This is a genomic window from Natronomonas sp. (assembly GCF_036625485.1).
In the GTDB taxonomy this organism is placed as follows: domain Archaea; phylum Halobacteriota; class Halobacteria; order Halobacteriales; family Haloarculaceae; genus Natronomonas.
The window spans coordinates 1-20594 of record NZ_JAZKTR010000004.1 but is presented as its reverse complement, the minus strand read 5'-3'; the positions used below and the strand labels follow the sequence as shown (position 1 = coordinate 20594).

General features: G+C 66.4%; 25 protein-coding genes. 12 read left to right on the top strand and 13 right to left on the bottom strand.

The window, feature by feature from the left end:
* Nucleotides 1-52: 52 nt before the first annotated feature.
* From V5A53_RS01025 to V5A53_RS01010, 4 genes are all read right to left on the bottom strand, one after another.
* Nucleotides 53-1009: a transcription initiation factor IIB gene (locus V5A53_RS01025; protein WP_332311697.1), complete on the bottom strand. Its 957-nt coding sequence runs from the start codon at nt 1007-1009 to the stop codon at nt 53-55.
* A gap of 274 nt (nt 1010-1283) precedes the next feature.
* Nucleotides 1284-1448, bottom strand: a complete 165-nt coding sequence (locus V5A53_RS01020; protein WP_332311696.1) for a hypothetical protein — start codon at nt 1446-1448, stop codon at nt 1284-1286.
* A gap of 106 nt (nt 1449-1554) precedes the next feature.
* Nucleotides 1555-1818 carry a hypothetical protein gene (locus V5A53_RS01015; protein WP_332311695.1) on the bottom strand — a complete coding sequence of 88 codons (264 nt, stop codon included), beginning with the start codon at nt 1816-1818 and terminating at the stop codon, nt 1555-1557.
* 537 nt (nt 1819-2355) lie between these two features.
* A complete protein-coding gene (locus V5A53_RS01010) occupies nt 2356-3549 on the bottom strand; it encodes an alpha-hydroxy-acid oxidizing protein (protein WP_332311694.1) in 1194 nt (397 codons plus the stop codon).
* 128 nt (nt 3550-3677) lie between these two features.
* On the opposite strand from V5A53_RS01010, the gene V5A53_RS01005 reads away from it, so the two are divergent.
* Nucleotides 3678-4562, top strand: a complete 885-nt coding sequence (locus V5A53_RS01005; RefSeq protein ID WP_332311693.1) for a 3-hydroxyacyl-CoA dehydrogenase family protein — start codon at nt 3678-3680, stop codon at nt 4560-4562.
* A gap of 6 nt (nt 4563-4568) precedes the next feature.
* Here the strand turns inward: V5A53_RS01005 and V5A53_RS01000 are convergent, their stop codons facing one another.
* Nucleotides 4569-4961, bottom strand: a complete 393-nt coding sequence (locus V5A53_RS01000) for an NUDIX hydrolase (protein ID WP_332311692.1) — start codon at nt 4959-4961, stop codon at nt 4569-4571.
* A gap of 115 nt (nt 4962-5076) precedes the next feature.
* Here V5A53_RS01000 and V5A53_RS00995 point away from each other — a divergent pair, with 115 nt between their 5' ends.
* On the top strand, nt 5077-5544 hold the full coding sequence (locus V5A53_RS00995; RefSeq protein ID WP_332311691.1) for a pyruvoyl-dependent arginine decarboxylase: 468 nt from the start codon (nt 5077-5079) through the stop codon (nt 5542-5544).
* Between the two features lie 6 nt (nt 5545-5550).
* Here the strand turns inward: V5A53_RS00995 and V5A53_RS00990 are convergent, their stop codons facing one another.
* Together V5A53_RS00990 and V5A53_RS00985 are read right to left on the bottom strand one after the other, a co-directional pair.
* Complete coding sequence (locus V5A53_RS00990; protein ID WP_332311690.1) at nt 5551-6342, bottom strand: creatininase family protein; 792 nt, start codon at nt 6340-6342, stop codon at nt 5551-5553.
* A 60-nt stretch (nt 6343-6402) separates the two neighbouring features.
* On the bottom strand, nt 6403-7956 hold the full coding sequence (locus V5A53_RS00985) for an ABC1 kinase family protein (RefSeq protein ID WP_332311689.1): 1554 nt from the start codon (nt 7954-7956) through the stop codon (nt 6403-6405).
* A 195-nt stretch (nt 7957-8151) separates the two neighbouring features.
* On the opposite strand from V5A53_RS00985, the gene V5A53_RS00980 reads away from it, so the two are divergent.
* Entirely contained in the window at nt 8152-8316 is a 165-nt protein-coding gene (locus V5A53_RS00980) for a DUF7550 family protein (RefSeq protein WP_332311688.1), read from the top strand.
* Between the two features lie 6 nt (nt 8317-8322).
* On the opposite strand, the gene V5A53_RS00975 is transcribed toward V5A53_RS00980, so the two are convergent.
* Both V5A53_RS00975 and V5A53_RS00970 read right to left on the bottom strand, forming a co-directional pair.
* A complete protein-coding gene (locus V5A53_RS00975; RefSeq protein WP_332311687.1) occupies nt 8323-9216 on the bottom strand; it encodes an SDR family NAD(P)-dependent oxidoreductase in 894 nt (297 codons plus the stop codon).
* 100 nt (nt 9217-9316) lie between these two features.
* On the bottom strand, nt 9317-10177 hold the full coding sequence (locus tag V5A53_RS00970) for a DMT family transporter (RefSeq protein ID WP_332311686.1): 861 nt from the start codon (nt 10175-10177) through the stop codon (nt 9317-9319).
* Between the two features lie 33 nt (nt 10178-10210).
* On the opposite strand from V5A53_RS00970, the gene V5A53_RS00965 reads away from it, so the two are divergent.
* Nucleotides 10211-11176: a DMT family transporter gene (locus V5A53_RS00965; protein ID WP_332311685.1), complete on the top strand. Its 966-nt coding sequence runs from the start codon at nt 10211-10213 to the stop codon at nt 11174-11176.
* 22 nt (nt 11177-11198) lie between these two features.
* Here the strand turns inward: V5A53_RS00965 and V5A53_RS00960 are convergent, their stop codons facing one another.
* Nucleotides 11199-11615, bottom strand: coding sequence for a GIY-YIG nuclease family protein (locus V5A53_RS00960; RefSeq protein WP_332311684.1), 417 nt, complete (start codon nt 11613-11615; stop codon nt 11199-11201).
* 87 nt (nt 11616-11702) lie between these two features.
* Between V5A53_RS00960 and V5A53_RS00955 the strand changes: the two genes are divergently transcribed.
* Nucleotides 11703-11897, top strand: coding sequence for a methytransferase partner Trm112 (locus V5A53_RS00955; protein ID WP_332311683.1), 195 nt, complete (start codon nt 11703-11705; stop codon nt 11895-11897).
* Between the two features lie 77 nt (nt 11898-11974).
* Complete coding sequence (locus V5A53_RS00950) at nt 11975-12538, top strand: DUF7524 family protein (RefSeq protein ID WP_332311682.1); 564 nt, start codon at nt 11975-11977, stop codon at nt 12536-12538.
* 8 nt (nt 12539-12546) lie between these two features.
* Here the strand turns inward: V5A53_RS00950 and V5A53_RS00945 are convergent, their stop codons facing one another.
* Both V5A53_RS00945 and V5A53_RS00940 read right to left on the bottom strand, forming a co-directional pair.
* On the bottom strand, nt 12547-13632 hold the full coding sequence (locus V5A53_RS00945) for a DR2241 family protein (RefSeq protein WP_332311681.1): 1086 nt from the start codon (nt 13630-13632) through the stop codon (nt 12547-12549).
* A 2-nt stretch (nt 13633-13634) separates the two neighbouring features.
* Complete coding sequence (locus V5A53_RS00940; protein WP_332311680.1) at nt 13635-14531, bottom strand: CbiX/SirB N-terminal domain-containing protein; 897 nt, start codon at nt 14529-14531, stop codon at nt 13635-13637.
* Nucleotides 14532-14691: 160 nt separating this feature from the next.
* On the opposite strand from V5A53_RS00940, the gene V5A53_RS00935 reads away from it, so the two are divergent.
* The 6 genes from V5A53_RS00935 to V5A53_RS00910 all read left to right on the top strand — a co-directional run bounded on the left by V5A53_RS00935 (nt 14692) and on the right by V5A53_RS00910 (nt 19276).
* Complete coding sequence (locus V5A53_RS00935; protein WP_332311679.1) at nt 14692-15183, top strand: 50S ribosomal protein L11; 492 nt, start codon at nt 14692-14694, stop codon at nt 15181-15183.
* Between the two features lie 138 nt (nt 15184-15321).
* Nucleotides 15322-15774, top strand: coding sequence for a thiol-disulfide oxidoreductase DCC family protein (locus tag V5A53_RS00930; protein ID WP_332311678.1), 453 nt, complete (start codon nt 15322-15324; stop codon nt 15772-15774).
* A 125-nt stretch (nt 15775-15899) separates the two neighbouring features.
* Complete coding sequence (locus V5A53_RS00925) at nt 15900-16538, top strand: 50S ribosomal protein L1 (protein WP_332311677.1); 639 nt, start codon at nt 15900-15902, stop codon at nt 16536-16538.
* On the top strand, nt 16535-17593 hold the full coding sequence (locus V5A53_RS00920; protein ID WP_332311676.1) for a 50S ribosomal protein L10: 1059 nt from the start codon (nt 16535-16537) through the stop codon (nt 17591-17593). Before V5A53_RS00925 ends, V5A53_RS00920 begins: the two co-directional genes overlap by 4 nt.
* 6 nt (nt 17594-17599) lie before the next feature.
* A complete protein-coding gene (gene rpl12p / locus V5A53_RS00915; RefSeq protein WP_332311675.1) occupies nt 17600-17944 on the top strand; it encodes a 50S ribosomal protein P1 in 345 nt (114 codons plus the stop codon).
* A 108-nt stretch (nt 17945-18052) separates the two neighbouring features.
* Complete coding sequence (locus tag V5A53_RS00910) at nt 18053-19276, top strand: tripartite tricarboxylate transporter permease (RefSeq protein WP_332311674.1); 1224 nt, start codon at nt 18053-18055, stop codon at nt 19274-19276.
* Here V5A53_RS00910 and V5A53_RS00905 read toward each other — a convergent pair.
* Nucleotides 19273-19899: a DUF6517 family protein gene (locus tag V5A53_RS00905; protein ID WP_332311673.1), complete on the bottom strand. Its 627-nt coding sequence runs from the start codon at nt 19897-19899 to the stop codon at nt 19273-19275. The genes V5A53_RS00910 and V5A53_RS00905 overlap by 4 nt on opposite strands.
* Between the last annotated feature and the right edge of the window lie 695 nt (nt 19900-20594).

Below are 20594 nucleotides of genomic sequence, written 5' to 3'. Positions count from 1 at the left end.
TCCGGTAGCGGGCGAACGAGCCGAAAAAGGTCGGGAATCACGGGAACGCCGATCAGTGGATGCCGAGCGCTTCGATCTGCTCTTGATAGCGGTTACGGATGGTGACCTCGGTCACCTGCGCGACTTCGGCGACCTCGCGCTGGGTCTTCTTCTCGTTGCAGAGCAGGGAAGCGGCGTAGATGGCCGCGGCGGCGTAGCCGGTCGGGGACTTGCCCGAGAGCATGCCCTTCTCGGCGGTGACCTCGATGATCTCGCGGGTCTTCTGTTCGACCTCCTCGCTGAGGCCGAGCTCCGAGCAGAAGCGCGGCACGTACTGGACGGGGTCGACGGGTTCGAGCCCGAGGGAAAGTTCCTGTGCGATATACCGGTAGGTCCGGCCGATCTCCTTCTGTTCGACGCGGGCGACCTCCGCGACTTCGTCGAGGCTCCGCGGGATGCCTTCCTGTCGGCAGGCGGCATACAGCGCGGCGGTGGCAACGCCCTCGATGGAGCGGCCGCGGATGAGGTCCTCGTCGAGTGCCCGTCGATAGATGACGGAGGCGACCTCGCGTACCGAGCGCGGGACGCCGAGTGCCGAGGACATCCGGTCGATCTCGCTGAGTGCGAACTGTAGGTTACGCTCGCCGGCGTCCTTGGTTCGGATCCGCTCCTGCCACTTACGGAGTCGGTGCATCTGGGAGCGTTTCTCCGAAGAAATCGAGCGGCCGTAGGCGTCCTTGTCCTTCCAGTCGATCTGGGTGGTCAGTCCCTTGTCGTGCATCGTCTGGGTCGTCGGCGCGCCGACCCGGGACTTCGATTGTCGCTCGGAGTGGTTGAACGCACGCCATTCCGGACCGCGGTCGATGTTCTCCTCCTCGATGACGAGTCCGCAGTCCTCGCAGACGAGTTCACCCCCGCCGTCAGCGCTTCTGACGAGTGAATCCGATTCGCACTCCGGACAGCCAGTTTCTTCCTCGTTTTCTGTCTCGTCCTCGCTGGTGCGCTCACGCTGGCGGGTGGGCCCTGGCATTATGCTTATATGGTTTGCCTACTCCACATATAAAGGCTTTGCACTAAACGCTTGTTGCCCCAAAAAAGTGGGGAAATATTCCCGTCGAACGGCACCGAACCACACGCTTCCGGAAATTGCTGCTCCTATTCGGGGCCGGCGGGGGGTCGACGGGTCGACGCGACCGCGTAATCCGCCTCGCGCGCGGTCCGGTGACACGGGACGCCACTGATGACAGACAGCCAGCATTTATATTGGTGTTACTGGCGAGAAACGCGTGAAGACCGCCGCCCGGTCAGGATTCGCGGACGGCAACGAGACAGACCGCACCGGCGAACAGGCCCGAGACGACCAAGAAGGGCGACAACGCCGCCAACAGCAGGAGGACGCAGGCAGCGTTGAGCGCCAACAGGGCCGACATGGCGGGCAGTTCGCGGGAGCGGTCGAAACCGTACTGCATGGAGGGCCGAAGTGCCGATTGCATTCGAATCACGGGGCAATGCCCCAGAGTTCCGGCGGGGATCGAACCCGCGAGGCCCCGACTGGCCCGGAACCGTCCGACGGTATCACTCGACGTTCACATCGAGGACGCCGAAGCCGTCCTGCAGCTGGGCTTCGGGTGCGTCGGTCTCGGCGGCGAATCCGACGGTCGCACGAGCGTCGACGTAGAGGTCGAGAGCGTCGGGTCGGACACCCTCCAGATCGTGTACGTCGACGTGTTCGACACCATCGACGTCCGCGAGCAGGTCGCGGACGCCGCCCTCTACGTCGCCGGCCGCGCCCCGGGGGACGCGGACCGACAGCCGTGCTCTGTAGGTTGCTGCGAGCATAGGTCCCCGGCGGGAGTCGAACCCGCCCCGCGCGATGGCGGGACCGGCGGCTAACGGGGATGGATGTCTCTCCTCGATTCGCGCAGTAGCGAGGGTCGGAGCGCAGCGAGACCCTCGGCTCCCGAGTATCGACGGCGCAGAAGGCGGGGTCCGCACCCGCAGCACGGGCTCTGCCTCGTAGTCGGCAGGAGAAAGCCCGCCGCGCCGCCGAACCGGGTTATGCGGCGCGAATCGCGAGTGCGAACGGAGCGTTAGACCATCCGTCCGCACCCGGCACGCGCCGCTTGGCAGCGACGGCGTACACGAGAGTGCGAACGTAACTGGTCATGGGGTATCGCTCCGAGTTATTTCACCGTGTTACCGGGTTCGTATTAGTAGTTTCCCCGGGGTGAGAGGCCCTAACACGGTTGTTTCCGCCACTTTCGTGGTCGGAACTGTACATCGGTCAACGGATCTGTTCTACGCTTCTCCTTGGATGGTTTATACGTTCTGCGGGGTCTGCCACCTGAAATAGCTCTTTCAGCGAGCGCGCGCGGCTTACGGCCCTTCCCGCAGGTCGTCCGCGCGGATGACCGCCTCGCGGTCGACGTCGGTCACGTCGTCGTAGCCGATGAGGCCCAGCGTGAGGTCGAGGTCGGCGAGGAAGTTCTTCACGACGGCCTCGACGCCGTCCTGCCCGTCGATGGCGAGGCCGTAGGCGTAGGGCCGGCCCAGTTGGACGGCGTCGGCCCCGAGTGCCAGCGCGATGAGGGCGTCGGCGCCGCGGCGGATGCCCGAATCGAAGAGGACGGGGACGTCCTCGTCGTCGAGCGCTTCGACGACGTGCGGGAGCGCGTCGATGGCCGGGACCGCGTTGTCGACCTGCCGGCCACCGTGGTTCGAGACGATGACGCCCTCGGCGCCGCGGTCGACACATTCGACGGCGTCCTGTGGGTGGAGGACACCTTTGACGACGACGGGGATGTCCGCGAATTCACAGAGCCATTCGAGGTCATCGAACGTGAGCGAGGCGTCGCCGAAGATGTCGATGAACGTGCGGATGGCCGGCAGTTCGTTCTCTTCGGGCGGCGCGTCACAGAGGTCGCGGAACGCCCCGTCGGCGAAGTAGTTCGCCACGCCCTCGCCGTCGAGGAAGGGGAGGTAGGCGTCGCTGATGTCCCGCTCGCGCCACCCGAGGATGTTGTTGTCCAGCGTCACGACCAGCGCCTCGTAGCCGGCCTCCTCGGCGCGGCGGACGAAGCTCTTGGCGACGTCGTCGTTCGAGGACCAGTACAACTGGAACCAGCCCGGGGTCTCGCCCAGTTCGTCGGCCATGTCCTCCATCGTATGGGAGGCGGCCGACGACGCCACGAGGGGCACGTCGAGGTCGGCCGCTGCCCGCGCCGTCCCGAGTTCGCCCTCCTCGTGGATGATGGACTGGACGCCGATGGGCGCCAGGAGGACGGGCACCGAAAAGTCGGTGCCGAACAGTTCGACGGAGAGGTCCCGGTCGGAGAAGTCCCGGAGCATCCGGGGCCACAGGCGCCACCCTGCGAAGGCATCGCGGTTGTGGCCGATGGTTCGCTCGCCGCCGGCCCCGCCCGCCACGTAGCCGTAGGCCTTCTCGTCCATGACTTCGAGGGCGGCTTCCTCCAGTTCCTCGAACGAAGGTGGGACGTCCGGTGTGATGTCGGCCATCCCCTCCATGAAGATCTCGACCTGTCGGTCCGACCCGCGGTTGGACTCGCTCATGGCCCTCCCGTAGGCCGGCGGTCCTATATAATTTCAGACGGCGGAAGGCGGAGTCTGCCGTCGCCGTCGACGCGCCGTCGCCCGACGAGATGAGAACCTTCTCGGTGATGGCGGCCGCCGCTCGGCGTATGCAGGTAACCGTCATCGGCGCTGGCAGCATGGGCCACGGCATCGCACAGGTCTCGGCGATGGCCGGCCACGACGTCCGATTGAACGACGTGGACGAAGACCGCATCGCGGCGGGCATCGAGGGCATCGAGGACGACCTGGCGGGCGGCGTCGAGCGCGGCAAGGTAACCGAAGACGAGCGGGACGCGACACTGGACCGCATCGAGGCCGCGCCGGACCTCGATGCCGCCGTCTCGGATGCGGACCTCGTCGTCGAGGCAGTCCCCGAGGACATGGACCTCAAGAAGAACGTCTTCACAGACGTTGAGGCGGCCGCTCCCGAAGACGCAATCATCGGGTCGAACACCTCCTCGCTGTCGGTGACCGAACTCGCGAGCGCCCTCGAACGGCCGGAGCGTGTGGTCGGCCTTCACTTCTTCAATCCGCCGCACATCATGGACCTCGTCGAGATCGTCATCGCCGAGCAGACGAGCGAGGCCGTCGAGGAAACGGCGGTCGAGTACGTCGAAGGCCTCGGCAAGGAGGCCGTCGTCGTCCGGGACAGCGCTGGATTCGCCTCCTCGCGACTCGGCGTCGCGCTCGGCCTCGAAGCCATCCGGATGGTCGAAAGTGGCGTCGCCAGCGTCGAGGACATCGACACCGCGATGGAAGAGGGATACAGCCACCCGATGGGCCCGCTGAAACTCACCGACCTCGTCGGCCTCGACGTCCGCCTCGACATCGCCGAGTACCTCCGCGAGGAGTTGGGCGAGCGGTTCCGGCCGCCCCAGACGCTTCGCAAGAAGGTCCGGGCCGGCAACCTCGGCAAGAAATCCGGCGAGGGCTTCTACGTCTGGGAGGACGGCGAGGCCGTCCGGCCGGCCGACCGAGAGCCCGAGAACTGACCGTGCCTACGACAGGGCGTCCAGAACGATTCGCTCGTGGTCGAAGCCCATCTCCGGGAGTTCCTCCGGCGGGAACGTCGCCACCGTCTCGGCCTCCTCCCGTGGTTCGGGGTCGGCGGACGGGTCGGCCGGCATGCATCTGAAGGCCATGCTCACGTTGTCCCGGGGGTCCCGGCCCGGTTCGTCGTAGAGGCCGACTTCGCCGACGACGCGGACGTCGAGGCCGGCCTCTTCGGCCGTCTCACGGACGCAGGCCTCGCGCGCGGTCTCGTCCGGTTCGACCAGCCCGCCCGGAAGCACCCACGTTCCTTCGTAGGGTTCGTGGTCGCGTTTCAGGAGGAGTATCTCGCCGTCGATGACGACGACGGCGTCGGCTGCGAGCGCGCGAACCGAGGGCATGGACGAAGATTCGGTCGGCGGGGATTTGAGTTCTCGGGGCGGCCCTCCGCGGTCGTTGAGAAAGTCAGTACGCTTCTCGCAAGTGACTTATCCGTCGACTAGGTAGGCCGCGACAATGGAAATCGATCTCGTCTGGGGTGTCGGTGAGGGCCAGACCTCCCTTGGGTCGTTCGACCGGGCTCTCAGCGAAGCCAACATCCACAACTACAATCTCGTTTCCCTCTCCTCGGTCATCCCCGAGGACGCGGCCGTCGTCGAACGCGGCGCCCTCGAACCGGGACGATGGGACGTCGGCGACGTGCTTGCGGTCGTCATGGCCCGACAGACGGGCACCGAACCCGGAGAGAAGGTCGCCGCGGGCCTCGGCTGGCTGACCGCCGAGGAAGGTGGCGTCTTCATGGAGCATTCCGGCGGGACGCGCGAGGAGTGCGAACACGAGTTGTTGCGAAACCTCGAAGACGCGCGGGAGACCCGCGATTGGAACTGGACGGCCGAACCGCGGACGAAGATCGTCGAGGCGACCACCGAGGAGGTCACGTCGGTCCTCACCGCCGCAGTCTATCGGCCGCTGTCGCTGGAATAGCGGTTTTCAGGTCTCGCGGTCGGTGACGTCGACCCGATCTTTCGGCATCAGGCTCTCGAACGGTTGGTCCGCGAGCCACTCACAGAGGGCGACGAGTTGCTCGGTCGCGGCCTCGAACAACTCCTCGCCTTTCTCCGGTGTCGCGTCGGTCTGGTCGCCGAAGACGCCGTTCTCGCTGTTGTCGATGGCGTCGTAGAACGTGCGGGCACCGAACTGTCGGCCCGTGGTCCTGTCGAAATCCAGCACGCCGCCGTCGCGGGCCTCGGCCAGTCGGTCCTCGTGGACCAGCCGTTCGGCCAGATGCATCACCATCGCCGTCTCCTTCGGGCCGCCGTGGGGGCCGTTGTGCTCGAAGAGGTCGTCGACGAGGTCGGGGATGGACTCGTCCCACATCCACTCGATGGCGTAGGCGGTCCGGTCCTCGCGGACGCGGCGGCCGACCTCTCGGAGGTGGTCGACGTTGCCGCCGTGGGCGTTGACGAAGACCACGCGGTCCAGCCCCTGATAGGCGAGGCTCTCGACGAGCGACTCCATGTAATCGCGGAAGGCCGGCGGGTCGACCGACAGCGTGCCGGGGAACTGCTGGTGGTGGGGACTGACACCGATCTTGACGGTTGGGGTACAGACCACGTCGGCCCGGCTTGCGGCCTCGTGGGCCAATCCCTGCGCGATGACGTGGTCGGTCGCAAGCGGGAGGTGCGGGCCGTGCTGTTCGGTCGAGCCGACGGGAACGAGCGCCAGCGATGCGTCGTCGAGTCGTTCGCCAGCCTCGGGCCACGCGACGTCTGCCAGATACATGTCTCGGGTATGTGGCGGGACGGTCAAGAAGCCCCACGACTCCTCGGTCCGCGAGTCGAATCATCGGTGCCGCAGGAACAGCAGCAAAAACACGGCCGCGCCGATGAGCCCGACGAGTTCGTAGGGGCGCTCGTGGAACGTCAGGAGCGCGCTCGCGACGACGAGCGCGCCCGCGAGGATCGCATAGCTGAGCGCATACCACGGCGAGGGGTCGGGGCGTTCGGTCTTGATACGGAGTTCGCCGCGTTCGAGGCGGTCGAACAGCCGATCGGTCCGGGCCGGCAACCGCGCGAGAACCGGCGCGGAGGCTCGCAGGTCGTTTCGAACCTCCGTGGCCAATTTCTGCAGTTCCTCGCGGAAGAGGCCGTGTTCGACGAGGAACGACCGGATGAAGGCGACGAAGTCGAACTCGGGGTCGAGTTGTCGACAGACGCCCTCGGTGACCGTTCCGACGCGAAGCAGGAGCATCACGTTCGGCGGAATCCGAAACGGGAAATCGTGGAGCATCGTGAAAAGCTCCGTAATGATGTCACGCCAGTCGATGTTGGAGCGGCCTTCGAGGTTCTCCATCGCGAGTTCGAGCACGCGCCGGACCTCGCCGCGGTCGGCCTCCGGCGCCAGCACGTCCAGCGCGATGAGTGCGTCGATGAGGCCGTCGGTGTCACGCCGCGCCAGCGAGCGATAGAGGTCGATGATGCGCTGTTGGGTCTCCGGCGTGAGTTGCTCGCTCATGCCGTAATCGTAGATGAGCAGCGTGCCGTCGTCCATCACCGAGAGATTGCCGGGGTGTGGATCGGCGTGGAAGACGCCGTGTTCCAGCCCCATCGAGAGGTAGATGTCGGCGATACGTTCGGCCATCTCCTCGGGGTCGACGCCGGCCTCCCGCAGCGCCTCGGTGTCGGTGACGCGTTCGCCTTCCGCGTACTCCATGACGAGGACGCGTTCGGTCGTCCGCTCCTCGTCGACGTCGGGAATGTAGACCCGCTCGTCGTCGGCGAAGTTCTCACCGATGAGACGCATCATGCGGGCCTCTCGCTCGAAGTCGAGTTCGTCGAAGATGATGCGCTCGAAGTCGTCGGCGATGTTCCGGATCGAGTACTCCTGTCGTTCCTCGGCGATGAGCCCGACGAACGGCACCAGTTTACGGATGATGCGCAGGTCGCGGGCGATTCGGGGTTTCAGTCCCGGCCGCCGGACCTTCAGGGCGACCTCCTCGCCCTCGATGTCGGCCGTGTAGACGTAGGCCAGCGACCCGCCGGCGATGGGCGTGAGGCTTCCGGGGTCGACCGCATCGCCGAGTTCCTCCTCGACGACGACCGCGGGGTCCTGTCCGCTGTCTTCGGGGACCTCGTCCTGCAGGGTCGACAGCGCCTCGGCGTAGATGGGCGGCACGATGTCGGGCCGCGTCGACAGCACCTGTCCGGCCTTGATGAAGGCGGCTCCGAGCTGGAGGAGCGTCTCGACGAGGTGCTCGGCGCGTTCCTCGTGGACTCCCTCGGGCACCTGGCGGGCGCTACCGAACAGGAGGAACCGGCGCTGGTCGCGAGCGAAGGCGACGGCGAAGGGCAACAGCCGAACGGCGACCTGCAGGAACCGTCGATAGAACCCTCTCATCTCGCTGCCTCCGTGACGGCGGCACGACGCGTCATGGGGCCGGCTTGACGGCCCGCCGTCAAATACCTGCCCTTGACTTCCTCCCACGGCTGAAGCCGTGGGCTTCCGCTCGCACCGTGTCATCGGCGGGGCGTCCGGGCCTGCCGGTCGCTCGGGAACGATAGGACAAAGTAGCCGCCTGTCGCAACGTCGGGTATGGCTGACCACGACGACCACGAACACCACCCTCACGATTCGGCGGAAGACGAGCGGACGACCGCACCGCAGAGCGATTACTCGGGCCGCGACGTCGCCATCGGCGCCGTCGTCGCCCTCGTCGGCCTCCTCGTGATCTTCGGTATCCCGTTCCTGCTGGCCTGAGGTCTTTTAATACCCGCTATTCAACCGCCGCGTCTCGTAGCCCTCCGTGAGTTCCTCCCAGCGGTCGGCGAGTTCGTCGCCCGACCAGCCGTCAGCGGCATCCGTCGAGAGGCTTCGCTCGCGTTCGGGGTCCGAGACGACCGAGACGCTATCGCCAGCGACGGCGAGGGTACAGCCCGTGATACCCTCCGCCGCCTCGCTGGCGAGGAAGACGGGTACGCCGGTGGTGTGCTGGGGGCCCATATCTTCCTCGTCCATGCCGGCCATACCGGGCAGGTCCTCGGTCATCCTAGTCAGCGCGGTCGGCCACATGGCATTGACGCGGACGTCGTACTGGTCGAGTTCGAGGGCACCGGTGCGCATCAACCCGAGGATGCCGGCCTTCGCCGCCGAGTAGTTGGCCTGTCCGATGTTGCCGACCGAGACGCCGCTGGAGACGCAGATAAAGGAGCGCTCGCGGTCGAAGCCGTCCTCGGCCTTGTGCCGCTGGCGCCAGTGAGCGGCGGCGTTGCGAAGCAGGGAGAAATGCCCCTTCAGGTGGACGTCGATGACGCTGTCCCACTGGGCTTCGTCCATCTTGAACAACATGCCGTCCCGGAGGATGCCCGCGAAGTTGACCACCGCGTGGACGGCGCCGTATTCGTCGACGGTGTCCTCGATGAGTTGTTCCGTGTACTCGAGGTCGGTCACGTCGCCGAAATGGGCCATCGCCTCACCGCCCGAGTCCTCGATTCTGTCGACAGTCTCCTCGGCCGGTTGTTCGTCGGCCCCCTCGCCGGAGACGTCGACGCCGAGGTCGTTGACCACGACTGCCGCGCCTTCGTCGGCCAGCGCCGCCGCCGTTTCCTCGCCGATGCCGCCGCCGCCACCGCAGACGATACAGACCGTGTCGTCGAGCATGCTTCGGGGTTCGCCCCCATTCCGTTATAAGTTGGTGCCGTCTACGGGCGGTGGCTTTAGCTGTCACTGCCGCAACGGTCCCCTGAGTCCTCTACGACGCCTACCGTCGCGGAACCAGTACGACCCCGAGAAGCACGAGCGTCCCGCCGCCGACAACGACGGCGGAGACGGGTTCGGCGAGGAAGGCCGCACCCAACGCGACGGTGATGACGGGTTCGACGGTGCTGATGATCGCGGCGGGGCCGGCGCCGATACGCGACAGGCCGGCGAAGAAGGTGAATATCGGAACGGCGGTGGCGAAGACGGCGATGGCGAGGATGGTCCCCCACGCGACGGTCCCGGAGGGCATCGCCAGCGAGTCGGTCCCGAGGCCGATGACGAGGAAGGTTACGGCGGCGGCGGGCATGACGTGGGCGGTCAGAATCGGGGCGGCCACATCCTCCAGCGTCGTCCGGCTGGCGGTGATGTAACTGGCGTAGACCAGCGCCGCCAGCAGGACGATGCCGACGCCGCGGGGGTCGGCGGCCGCCGGGTCGGCGCCGGTGATGAGGGCGATGCCGGAGAGAGTGACCGCCAGCGCGGCGATGCTCCGTCGACCGATGGGTTCGTCCAGGAACACGGCGGCCAACACGAGGACGAAGACGGGGTAGGTATAGAGGATGATGCCGACGAGACCGGCGGTCATGAACTCGAGGCCGAGGAAGTAGAGGCCGGACATGGCGGCGTAGCCGAAGGCGCCGAGGGCGATACCGGCGAGCAGGTTCCGGCCGTGGAGGGGTTCCAGACGGCCGCGGACGCCGAGGATGGCCCACACCAGCACCGTCGCCAGCGAGAAGCGGAAGAAGAGGACGGTCGGAATCGAGAGGCCGGCGTCGCCGGCGACGGTGCCGAATATGCCGAGCGTGCCGAAGCCCGCGGCTGAACAGAGCACCAACAGCGCGCCGACGCGGGCGTCGTCCATGCGCGAGGCTCCGCCCGCGCGGGGAAAGCGGTTATGGAACCCGCCGACGGCGTCGCCCCAGACGGTTGCGGAACCGACTTATTCCAGTCGCTGCTGGGTCCGGGTGTGTTGGCCCGTCTCGAAGCCCGGACGCCGCCGCTTCTCGCGCTGGCGGTCGCCATCGTCGCCGTCTCGACGAGTGCGATCCTCGCCCGCTGGAGCGCCGCCGACGCCGTCGTCCTCGCGTTCTATCGGGTCCTGTTGACGACGCTTCTGATTGCGCCGTTCGTCTTCACCCGGTATCGGGGCGAGTTCGATGCCTTCGGACCGCGAGACCTGCTTATCGCCGGATTGACGGGCGCGGCGCTGGCGGTTCACTTCTCGGCGTACTTCGAGAGCCTCGAATGGACGAGCGTCGCCGCCAGCGTCACGCTGGTCCAGTCACAGCCGGTCTTCGTCGCCCTGGGCGCCGCGCTGTTTTTAAGTGAGCGTATCGGCCTCCGGAAGGCCGCCGGCATCTCTGTCGCCATCGTCGGCATCGTCGCCATGTCGGCCAGCGAGTTCGTCTCCGGGGCCGCCATCGCCGGCTCGCAGCCGCTGTTCGGCAACGCCCTGGCTGTCCTCGGCGCGCTCATGGCGGCCATCTACGTGCTGGTTGGGCGGTCGCTCCGCCAGCGGGTCGCCCTCGTTCCCTACGTGATGGTGGTCTACTCCGCGTGCGCGCTCACGTTGCTCGTCGTCGCCCTGTTTCAGGACCTCCAGTTGACCGGGTATCCGACCCGCGAGTGGCTCATCTTCCTCGGAATGGCCGTCGGGCCGGGCATCTTCGGCCATACGGTCATCAACTGGGCGCTCGAACACGTCGAATCCTCGGTCGTCAGCGTCTCCCTGCTCGGCGAACCCGTGGGTGCGACGCTGCTCGGCGTGGCGTTGCTCGCGGAGGTGCCGGGCGTGGCGACCGTCGCCGGCGGCGCGGTCGTGCTGTTCGGAATCTACATCACGTCGACCGCACGCGCGTGACTCCCCGCCGGCACGGACTCGCTCATTCCGGCCGGGCCTGCCGGTGTGCTTCCGCGACCGCCGACTGTAGGTCGGCGCCCGTCTCGGCATACGCGAGGTGACTCCCACACGTACAGTCGGAGGCCCCAAAGCCGTCGACGGGGCCGTCGGGAAGCGCGCTCGCGACGGCACATTCGACGTCATCGTCGGGCGTCCGCACGTCGCCGCGGATCCGGCTGTCGGGGTGGCCCAGCAGGTAGTCGATATGCCAGTGGCGCGTGTCCCGTTCGCCGGCGGCGAGTTCGTAGTGGCGGTCGACGCGGCCGAACCCGCCGGTCCCGAAGGCACTGCCGGTGTAGGCGAACCAGCCTGCAGGAAACTGCTGGTCGCCGAGGGCGCCGACGGTGATGGTCGTCGCCTCGGGCACCTCGACGAGCAGGGTGTACGTGCCGCCGGTCACGTCCCTTCGTTCGGCGGGGAGAGCCAAAACTCCCCCGAAGCGGTCGGACCCGCCATACTTTTGGCCCGGCCCGCCGGAGACCCGTGTATGAAGGAGTCGCTCATGGATATCCTGTGCTGTCCGCTCGACAAAAGCGACCTCGAACTGGAGGTCATCCGCGAGGACGACGACGAGATCCTGGAGGGCCGACTGGTCTGTACCGAATGCGGCGAGGAATACCCGATCGAGGACGGCATTCCGAACCTGCTACCGCCGGACATGCGTGACGAAGCGGCGGCCTGACCGAGTTCGATTTCCCGTCTCGGCCGTGAGTCGGCCTAGCAGTAGCCTTTTTTAGGCCACCGCGCGAGTCGACGCCCGTGACCGAAACGCTCGCTGTCGATGTCAACCGGACGGGGCTGCACACGCTCGAAGCGCCGACCACCTTCGAGGCGAACGGCCCCTTCGCCATCGCGTTGACGAACCACGGCGAGCCGACGCACGTCCACGTCCACCTCGACGACCACCTCTCGGACATCGCGCGTATCGAGGCCTCGAACCACTACGTCGAAACCGACGAGACCCGACACGTCGAGGTCAAAACGCGGGACCGAACGGAGTGGCCGTCGGATCTGGTCCGCGGGAAACTGAAGGTCGTCACCGCCCACGGCCAGGAGACCCACTACGTCGACATCGAGTTCGACCGAACGCCGGAGAAGGAACCCGTCGAGGTCGACCCGGACCTCTCGAAGCCACGACAACAGGAAGACACGGAGGTCTCGCCCGCGATGCGTGCCCTGCCGGTCGGCGTGCTCGGCGCCGTCGCACTCCTCCTCGCCATCGGCGCGCTCTTTGCCGCCGACGGCATCAACTTCGTTCTCGGCGCTTTCGCCGTCATCGCCGGCGTCGCCTGTGCGGTCGCCGCGAACTATCTGCTGGTCTGACGGCGTCTCTATTCGTCGTCGGTCGGGACGCCACAGAGGTTGCCGTCCTCGTCGAACCGCTTGGCCCGCAGGAAGCGCGTCCGATAGCGGTTGGCGCCGTCGTAGACGTCGGCCTCCCGGACCTCGTCGGCCTCGCCGTCGGCGACGGTGTCGATGATGGCCTCGATCTGTTCTTTCTCGCTCGGCGTGAGTTCGAACTCGTAGGTCCGGGTCTCCTCGCCTTCGAGTTTGGTCCACTGTCGCGCGGCCGCGATGACGAGCGAACAGGGCTCCCGACACGGGAACTCGCCGTCGCCCCCGTCGACCTCGAGGTCGGTCTCGGCGTCGTAGCCCCACTCGCGGCGCTTCAGACACTGGGAATCGTCACAGCAGGCCTCGGCGACCCAGTTGACGTGCTCGTGGCCCTCGCCGCGGTCCCACGTCTGGATGACGCCGTAGATGCCGGACTGCCGTTCCATCGTCGGCACCCAGTGGGAGACGTCGAGTTCGCCCTGTCGTTCCAGATGCCAGTTGGCGATGGTCACCGGGTAGATGACGTCGACTGCGCGGCCGAGCGCGCGGCCGTCCAGATCGACGAAGGCCCACCCGGTCGGCAGCGTCGGCGCCGTCTTCAGCGGGCGATAGCGGCCCCGGTCGTCGTGCTTGACGAGTTCGCGGGCGTCGAGCGGGTCGGTGTGGACCGCCAGCGAATCGAGGTCGGCGTCGGCGTCTTCCTCGTTGCGGACGGTGTAGACGCGCGTTCCGTCGTCGCCGAGCGAGATCTCGATGTGGAGTTGCCCCCACGATTCGGTGAGGCCGCCGTCGGCCATCGATTCGTATCGTTTCGTGACGGATCGCTCGTCGGCGCCCTCCAGCCACCGGAGGAAGTCCTGCTCGGGCTCGGGCCGGCCCACTTGCGTCCAGAAGTACCAGTTCGAGACCAGCCACGGGTTCTCGGTGGCGACCTCACGGAGGCCGTCCTCGTCGAGGCCCTCGTAGGGCTCGCCGGGCGTTTCGAAGGTGTAGCTCCCCTCATCGTGGGTGACGCGCAGTCCGTCGTAGTCGATGCCCTCGTCGGCGGCCTCGACGAGCGCGTCCAGTTGCGTGTCGTTCACGGTCAGTCCCCCGCGCTCGCGCTGGCGTCGGTATCGGTGCCCGCCACGCGCGTGCGGCGTCGAACCTCCTCGATGGCGTCGCCGACGTCGGCGCCGGCGTCGGCCGCCCGTTCGAGGACGACGTCGGCCATCAGCGCCTCCGTCCCGACGGCGCCGGCATACCATATGCGGTGGCCGTCGACCTCGGCAGGGGTGTCCCAGCCCTTCCGGTAGTCGTCGGTCAGGCCCATGTCCTCGGGGATGTCCTCCTGTGTGTGGTAGCCGTCGGCGACGAACAGCGGGACGACGACGATGTCCTCGACCTCGAAGAAGTCGGTCACGTCGTCGATCTCGGGGTCCTCGTCCATGAACAGCGCTTTCACCTCGTCGAAGCGGCCGCTCTCGGCGACGCGTTCGGCGTGGTACTCGATGGCCTTCGCGGAGTTCTCGTTGCGCTCGGTGCCGTGGCCGACGACGGCGAGGCCGAACCCGTCTCCGACGTCGGGGTCGCCGGTGACCGTCTCGGCGCGGCGGACGATGACGTCGGTCATCGCGTCGTGGGTGCCGACCGGGCCACAGTAGTGAACCGTCTTGTCGACGTCGTCGGCCTCCAGCGTCGCGTGGGTCGCGCTCGTGCCGTCGGAGTCCCACTCCTCGACGTCCCAGTCGTCGAGGCGGAGTTCCCGGGGGATGACCTCCTCGGTGAAGTACCCCTCCGAGATGAAAAGCGGGACGACGTACACTTCGTCGCTTTCGAGGGTCCGCAACACCTCGCGGAACGACGGTTCCTCCTTCCAGAACGCGGTCGCGACCTCGTCGAAGACGCCGGACTCCCGGATGGTGTCGGCGTGTTCGTAGGTCGGCGTACTCGCGTCCGGGTTCAGATGCGACCCGTGGGCGACGATGACGAGCGCCTGCATGCTCCGAATCTAGGGCACTGCGGGCTTATGACCTTCGGGACCCGTCTTGCCTTGCTGGATTCTCGCCGCTGATTACGACGCTTGTCGACGGCCATGACCCGGACTCCCACGCCGAGCGGAATCGACAACCCTTAAAACCGCCGCGACACTCCTGTCGTGTATGGCTGGAACTATCGAAGTGCTCGTCCCCGGTGGGCAGGCCAACCCCGGGCCGCCGCTCGGCCCCGAACTCGGCCCGACGCCCGTGGACGTGCAGGCGGTTGTCAACGAGATCAACGACCAGACGGAAGCGTTCGACGGCACCGAAGTCCCCGTGACCGTTACCTACGAGGACGACGGCTCCTTCGAGATCGAGGTCGGTGTCCCGCCGACCGCGGCTCTCATCAAGGACGAACTCGACTTCGAGACGGGCTCCGGCGTCCCGCAGGAGGACTTCGTCGCCGACATGTCCGTCGAGCAGCTCAAGAAGATCGCCGAGCAGAAGCTCCCCGACCTGCTCGCCTACGACGCCCGCGGCGCCTCCAAAGAGGTCGCCGGCACGTGCGTCTCCCTCGGTGTCACCATCGAAGGCGAGGACGCTCGCACCTACAAGCAGCGGCTCGAAGACGGCGAGTACGACGACACCTTTGCCGAGGCTGAAGCGGCAGCGTAAGCCGAGGCAAAGGCTCGAAAAACGAGCGAAGCGAGTTTTTCGGTGCGTTCGAGCAAGCCGAAGCCGCAGCGTAAACCGGTTCGGTCTTGGGAGGGTTTTCTCGCGTTCTTTTTACTTCTCGCAGACGTAGCAACGGGTGTGTCAAACGCCGAGTCGGTCGACACCGATGTCGATATTCCCACCGACAAGCCGATACTGCTGTTCGACGGCAAGTGCAACCTCTGTAACGGCTTCGTCCAGTGGGTCATCGACCGGGACCCGGAGGCCCGCTTTCGGTTCGCCGCGCTCCAATCCGAGGCTGGCCAGCAGTTGCTGGAACGCCACGACTTGCCGACCGAGAGCTTCGAGACGTTCGTCCTCGTCGAGGGTGACGACTATTACACGAGATCGACCGCAGCGCTCCGGATGCTCAAGCGGCTGGGGTTCCCCTACTCGCTCCTCTATCCCTTCGTCGTCGTTCCACGTCCGATTCGCGATGTAGTCTACGAGTTCGTGGCGGCCAACCGCTACGATTGGTTCGGCCAGCGGGACCGCTGTATGGTGCCGCCGCCGGATATCGAAGACCGCTTTCTCGACGGCGACGTGCGGTGAAAACCGGCCTTCGGCACCGCGGGTTCGACGGCCTTAAGTGCGTCATCCTCGTCGCTTCGAACGAGACAGGCGCAGCCTGTTTCACACCGTAGTAGCCCTTGTGGCTGCAACTACGGAGGTGAACGATGGCAAATTCGATAGAGGACGCAGTAGATCGCGCACTCGAGGACGCCCCTGAGCGGAACTTCCGCGAAACGGTCGACCTCGCGATCAACTTGCGCGACATAGACCTAGACGACCCCAACAACCGTGTAGACGAGAGTATCGTCCTACCAGCGGGTACGGGCCAGGACACGCGTATCGTCGTGTTCGCCGAAGGTGAAACGGCCCTCCGGGCCGAAGAGGTTGCTGACGATGTACTCGACAGCGACGACCTCGAAGACCTCGGCGACGACGATGACGCGGCGAAAGACCTCGCTGAAGAGACGGACTTCTTCATCGCGGAAGAGAGCATGATGCAGGACATCGGTCGCTACCTCGGTACCGTGCTCGGTCCCCGAGGGAAGATGCCGACTCCGTTGGACCCCGACGACGACGTCGTCGAGACGGTCAACCGCATGAAGAACACCGTTCAGGTCCGTTCCCGTGACCGACGTACGTTCCACACGCGCGTCGGCGCCGAGGACATGGACGCCGAGGATATCTCCGACAACATCGACGTCATTCTGCGTCGTCTGTTCACGGACCTCGAGAAGGGCCCGCAGAACATCGACGCAGTCTACGTGAAGACGACGATGGGGCCGGCCGTGGAGGTGCCCGCATGAGCGCCGAAGCCGATTCCGAACGCAAAACCGAGACGATTCCGCAGTGGAAGCGCGAGGAAGTCGACGATATCGTCGAGTTCGTCGAGCGATACGACTCGATCGGCGTCGTCGACATCGCCGGCATCCCGAGCCGCCAGCTGCAGGACATGCGCCGTGACCTGCACGGCACCGCAGCCCTGCGCGTCTCGCGGAACACGCTGGTCGTTCGCGCCCTCGAAGAGGTCGACGACGGCCTCGAAGACCTGACCGAACACGTCGCCGGACAGGTCGGACTCATCGGCACGAACGACAACCCCTTCGGGCTCTACCAGCAGCTCGAGGAATCCAAGACCCCCGCGCCCATCGGCGCCGGTGAGGTCGCGCCCAACGACATCGTCATCCCCGAGGGTGACACGGGCGTCGACCCGGGTCCGTTCGTCGGCGACCTGCAGGCCGTCGGTGCGAACGCTCGCATCGAAGAGGGCTCCATCCAGGTGATGGAGGACTCGAAGGTTCTGGACGCTGGCGAAGAGGTCTCCCAGGACCTCGCGAACGTCCTCAGCGAACTCGGCATCGAGCCGAAAGAGGTCGGTCTCGACCTGCGTGGCGTGTTCTCCGACGGCGTGCTGTTCGCGCCCGAGGAACTCGCCATCGACGTCGAGGAGTACCGCGCGGACGTCGAGTCCGCCGCGGCCGCAGCCCGGAACCTCGCGGTCAACTCCGAGTACCCGACCGCACGGACGGTCCCCACGCTGCTCGCGAAGGCAGCGGGCGAGGCCAAGTCCGTCGGTCTCTCGGCGGCCGTCGAGAGCCCGGACCTCGCGGACGACCTCGTCTCCACGGCCGACGCGCAGGTTCGCGCGCTGGCCGCCCAGATCGACGACGAGGAGGCGCTCCCCGAGGAACTCCGCGGCGTCGAGGCTCCCGCGGCTGAGGCAGACGCCTCCGCCGAGGCGGCCGACGAGGACGAAGACGAATCGAGCGACGAAGAAGAAGCGGAAGCCGAAGGCGAGGCCGACGACACCGACGAGGAAGAAGGTGACGGCGGCGACGCTCTCGGCGACATGTTCGGGTGATACACAATGGAATACGTTTACGCTGCACTTATCCTGCACGAGACTGGCGAAGAGATCAACGAAGACAAGCTGACGGACGTCCTCGAGGCGGCCGGTGTCGACGTCGAGGAATCCCGCGTCAAGGCGCTCGTCGCCGCGCTGGAAGACGTTGACGTCGAAGAGGCCATCGAGACGGCCGCGGCCGCACCCGCGGGCGGCGCCGCTGCTGGCGGCGCTGCCGCTGGTGGTGCCGAGGAAGAAGCCGAAGCCGAAGAGGCCGAGGAAGAAGCCGAAGAAGAAGCGGAAGCCGAAGAAGAGGAAGACGGCGACGACGAGGACGGCGGCGAAGGCCTCGGCGAACTGTTCGGCTAAACTGGCCAACAGCAACCTTCTCTATTTATCGACCGGAGAGCGGCAGCGCCGTGGCTCGCCCATAGCGGAGCGTGGGTTTAAATACCAACAGGCGGCCAACCCGTCGCGATGGAGGTGGCCGTCGCGCCCCGTAGCACGCTGATAGCGCTGGCGTTCGTAGCCGGCGGTATCGCCCTCGGGACGGCCAGCGGCCTGATACCGGGGCTCCACGCGAACAACATGGCGCTGTTGTTGGCAGGCATCGCTCCGTCGGTCCCGGGGCCGCCGCTCTCGGTGGGGATGGCGATGCTGGCGGCCGGGGTCGTACACACGTTCCTCGAGATCGTGCCGACGCTGGCGCTCGGCGTGCCCGACCCGGCGATGGCGGTTGCGGCACTGCCGGGCCATCGGCTCGTGCTCGAAGGGCGGGGCCGGGAAGCACTCCGGTTGTCGGCGCTGGGTAGTGGCATCGCCGTGCTGCTCGCCGCGCCGCTTGCGATACCGGTCACGCGGGCGATGGTGGCGGTGTGGCCGCTCGTCCGCGCGAACCTGTCGGTCGTCCTGCTGGCCGTCGTCGGTATCCTCGTCCTTACCGAACGAAGCCTCGCTTCGATGGCCATCGGCGTGTTCGCGTTCGTGACGAGCGCGATGCTCGGCATCGCGACGCTGGATCTCTCGCCAGAAGCACCGCTTGCGGCCGGTGGCGTGTTAGCGCCGCTTTTCGCGGGCCTGTTCGGTGCGCCCGTCCTCATCGACGCCATCGGCGGGGAGGGCGTCCCGCCACAGGACGATCCGGCCGTCGCCCTGTCGAAAGGCGGGCTCGCTGGCCTCTCGGGGCTTGGCACCGTCGCCGGAGCCGTCGTCGGCTACGTGCCCGCCGTCTCCAGTGCCGTCGCGGCGACGCTTTCCCTGCTCGCGGTGCCGGGACGGTACGGCGCGCGAGGATTCGTCGTGACTACCTCGGGCGTCAACACGGCGAATACCATCTTCGCCCTCTTCGCGCTGGTCGCGCTCGGCGCCCCACGGACGGGGGTACTTGTCGCCATCGACGAGGCGGAGGTGCCGCTGTCGATGCCGCATCTGCTCACGGCAGTCGCCCTCTCGGCTGTGGTCGGGTTCGTGCTCGTACTCGCCCTCGGGGACCGTTATCTACTGGCCGTCGGTCGGTTGGATCCGACGCGTCTGTCGGTCGTCGTTCTCGTGGGACTCGGCGCGGTCGGGTATCTGTTCGCGGGTCCCGTCGGTGTGGGCTGTTACGTTGCAGCGACGATAATCGGGTTGGTGCCGGCGCGATTCCGCGCCCGTCGAGCGCACCTGATGGGGGTGTTGATCGGGCCGATACTGGTCGGCTAACGTCTGGCCGGGTGCTGGATGCCGGCGAGCAGGGTGTCGATTCGGGAGTCTTCGTCGATCTCTCGTGGGTGGACGCCGGCACAGATGATGAAGTCGCCCTCGCTCTGGATGCGGCAGATGTGGATGTTTATATCGACGCTTTCGCCGTTCGTCTGGGCCTCGGCGTCGTATTTCGAGACGGTGGTTTCGGTGTCGCCGACGGCCGTGGTCCGGTCGCCGACGCTCTCGACGTTCTGGACGTTGTCGTACTGCTGTTGGACCCGTTCGGCGAGTTCGTCGTTGTCCATGTCGGCGACGGGGTTCATCGCCTGGCCGGCGATGTCGACTTCCGGCGTTGCGACGGCGGTAAAGCGGGCGAGTTCCCCACTGAGGCCGAGCCCGATATCGACCGTGCGGGAGTATTCAGCGAGGACGTTGATGACACGGACCTTTCGACCCGCCGGCAGTTCCCGCTCGACGGTGCTCTCTGTGACCTCGACTTCCTCGTAGCCGGCCTCGGAGCGGGCCTCCTCGGAGACGGTCGCCGTCTGGGCTTCGAACTCGGCTTCGCCATCGACGACGAGACTGGTACAGCCAGCGAACAACGCCATCGGAACACCTGCCAGCAGCGCGCGACGTTTCATGTGGCTGAATATTAATCGGGGGCCCATAAGTTAGGTGGCCATCGGTTCGGTCAGCCGAGTGGCGGCGCTCGTTGCCACACTTAATATGCCGGTATTATCCCGCGTCAAGGTTTAGCACGATGGTTTCCAGTCGAGTAAAAACAACCGCGCGCGAGCTCGACGGCGCGGTCACGCTCCCGCTCGATGCTGCCTGCGGCGTTCGGTCCAAAGGCGGCAAAAAGCGCTGGCAACGGACCGATGCCGACCCCCAAGACGTCTGCGTCGCGTTCTCGGTTCCGGCGGGCACGAGCCACGAAGTAACCAGCGAATGCTTCTCGATGCGCCGGCCGGTAGGTAGTAATTAACCACCCGAATGCGGTCGATTTTCGTTTTCTTTCAACAGCGTCGTTAATAGCTTATTACCACCAATTTATATACCGTGAAGTACACGGCCAGATATGGAAGATTCGCTGGAGGTTCGCAAATGAGTTCACAGCGCGGCTCAGAGGCAACGTTACAGAGCCTGATCGGTGAACTGAACGGTAGGCAGTCGGAATCGTCGGGAGACCCGGCGGTGCGAACCGAAGCGGTCGTTCGTGACGCATCCACCGACCTCTCCGACGACGGAACGCTGACTATCGACGACGGTCTCGTAAAGGAGTCCCTCCCGGAACTACTCATGCTACTCGTCGGCCTTCGGGACGGCGACACCCATG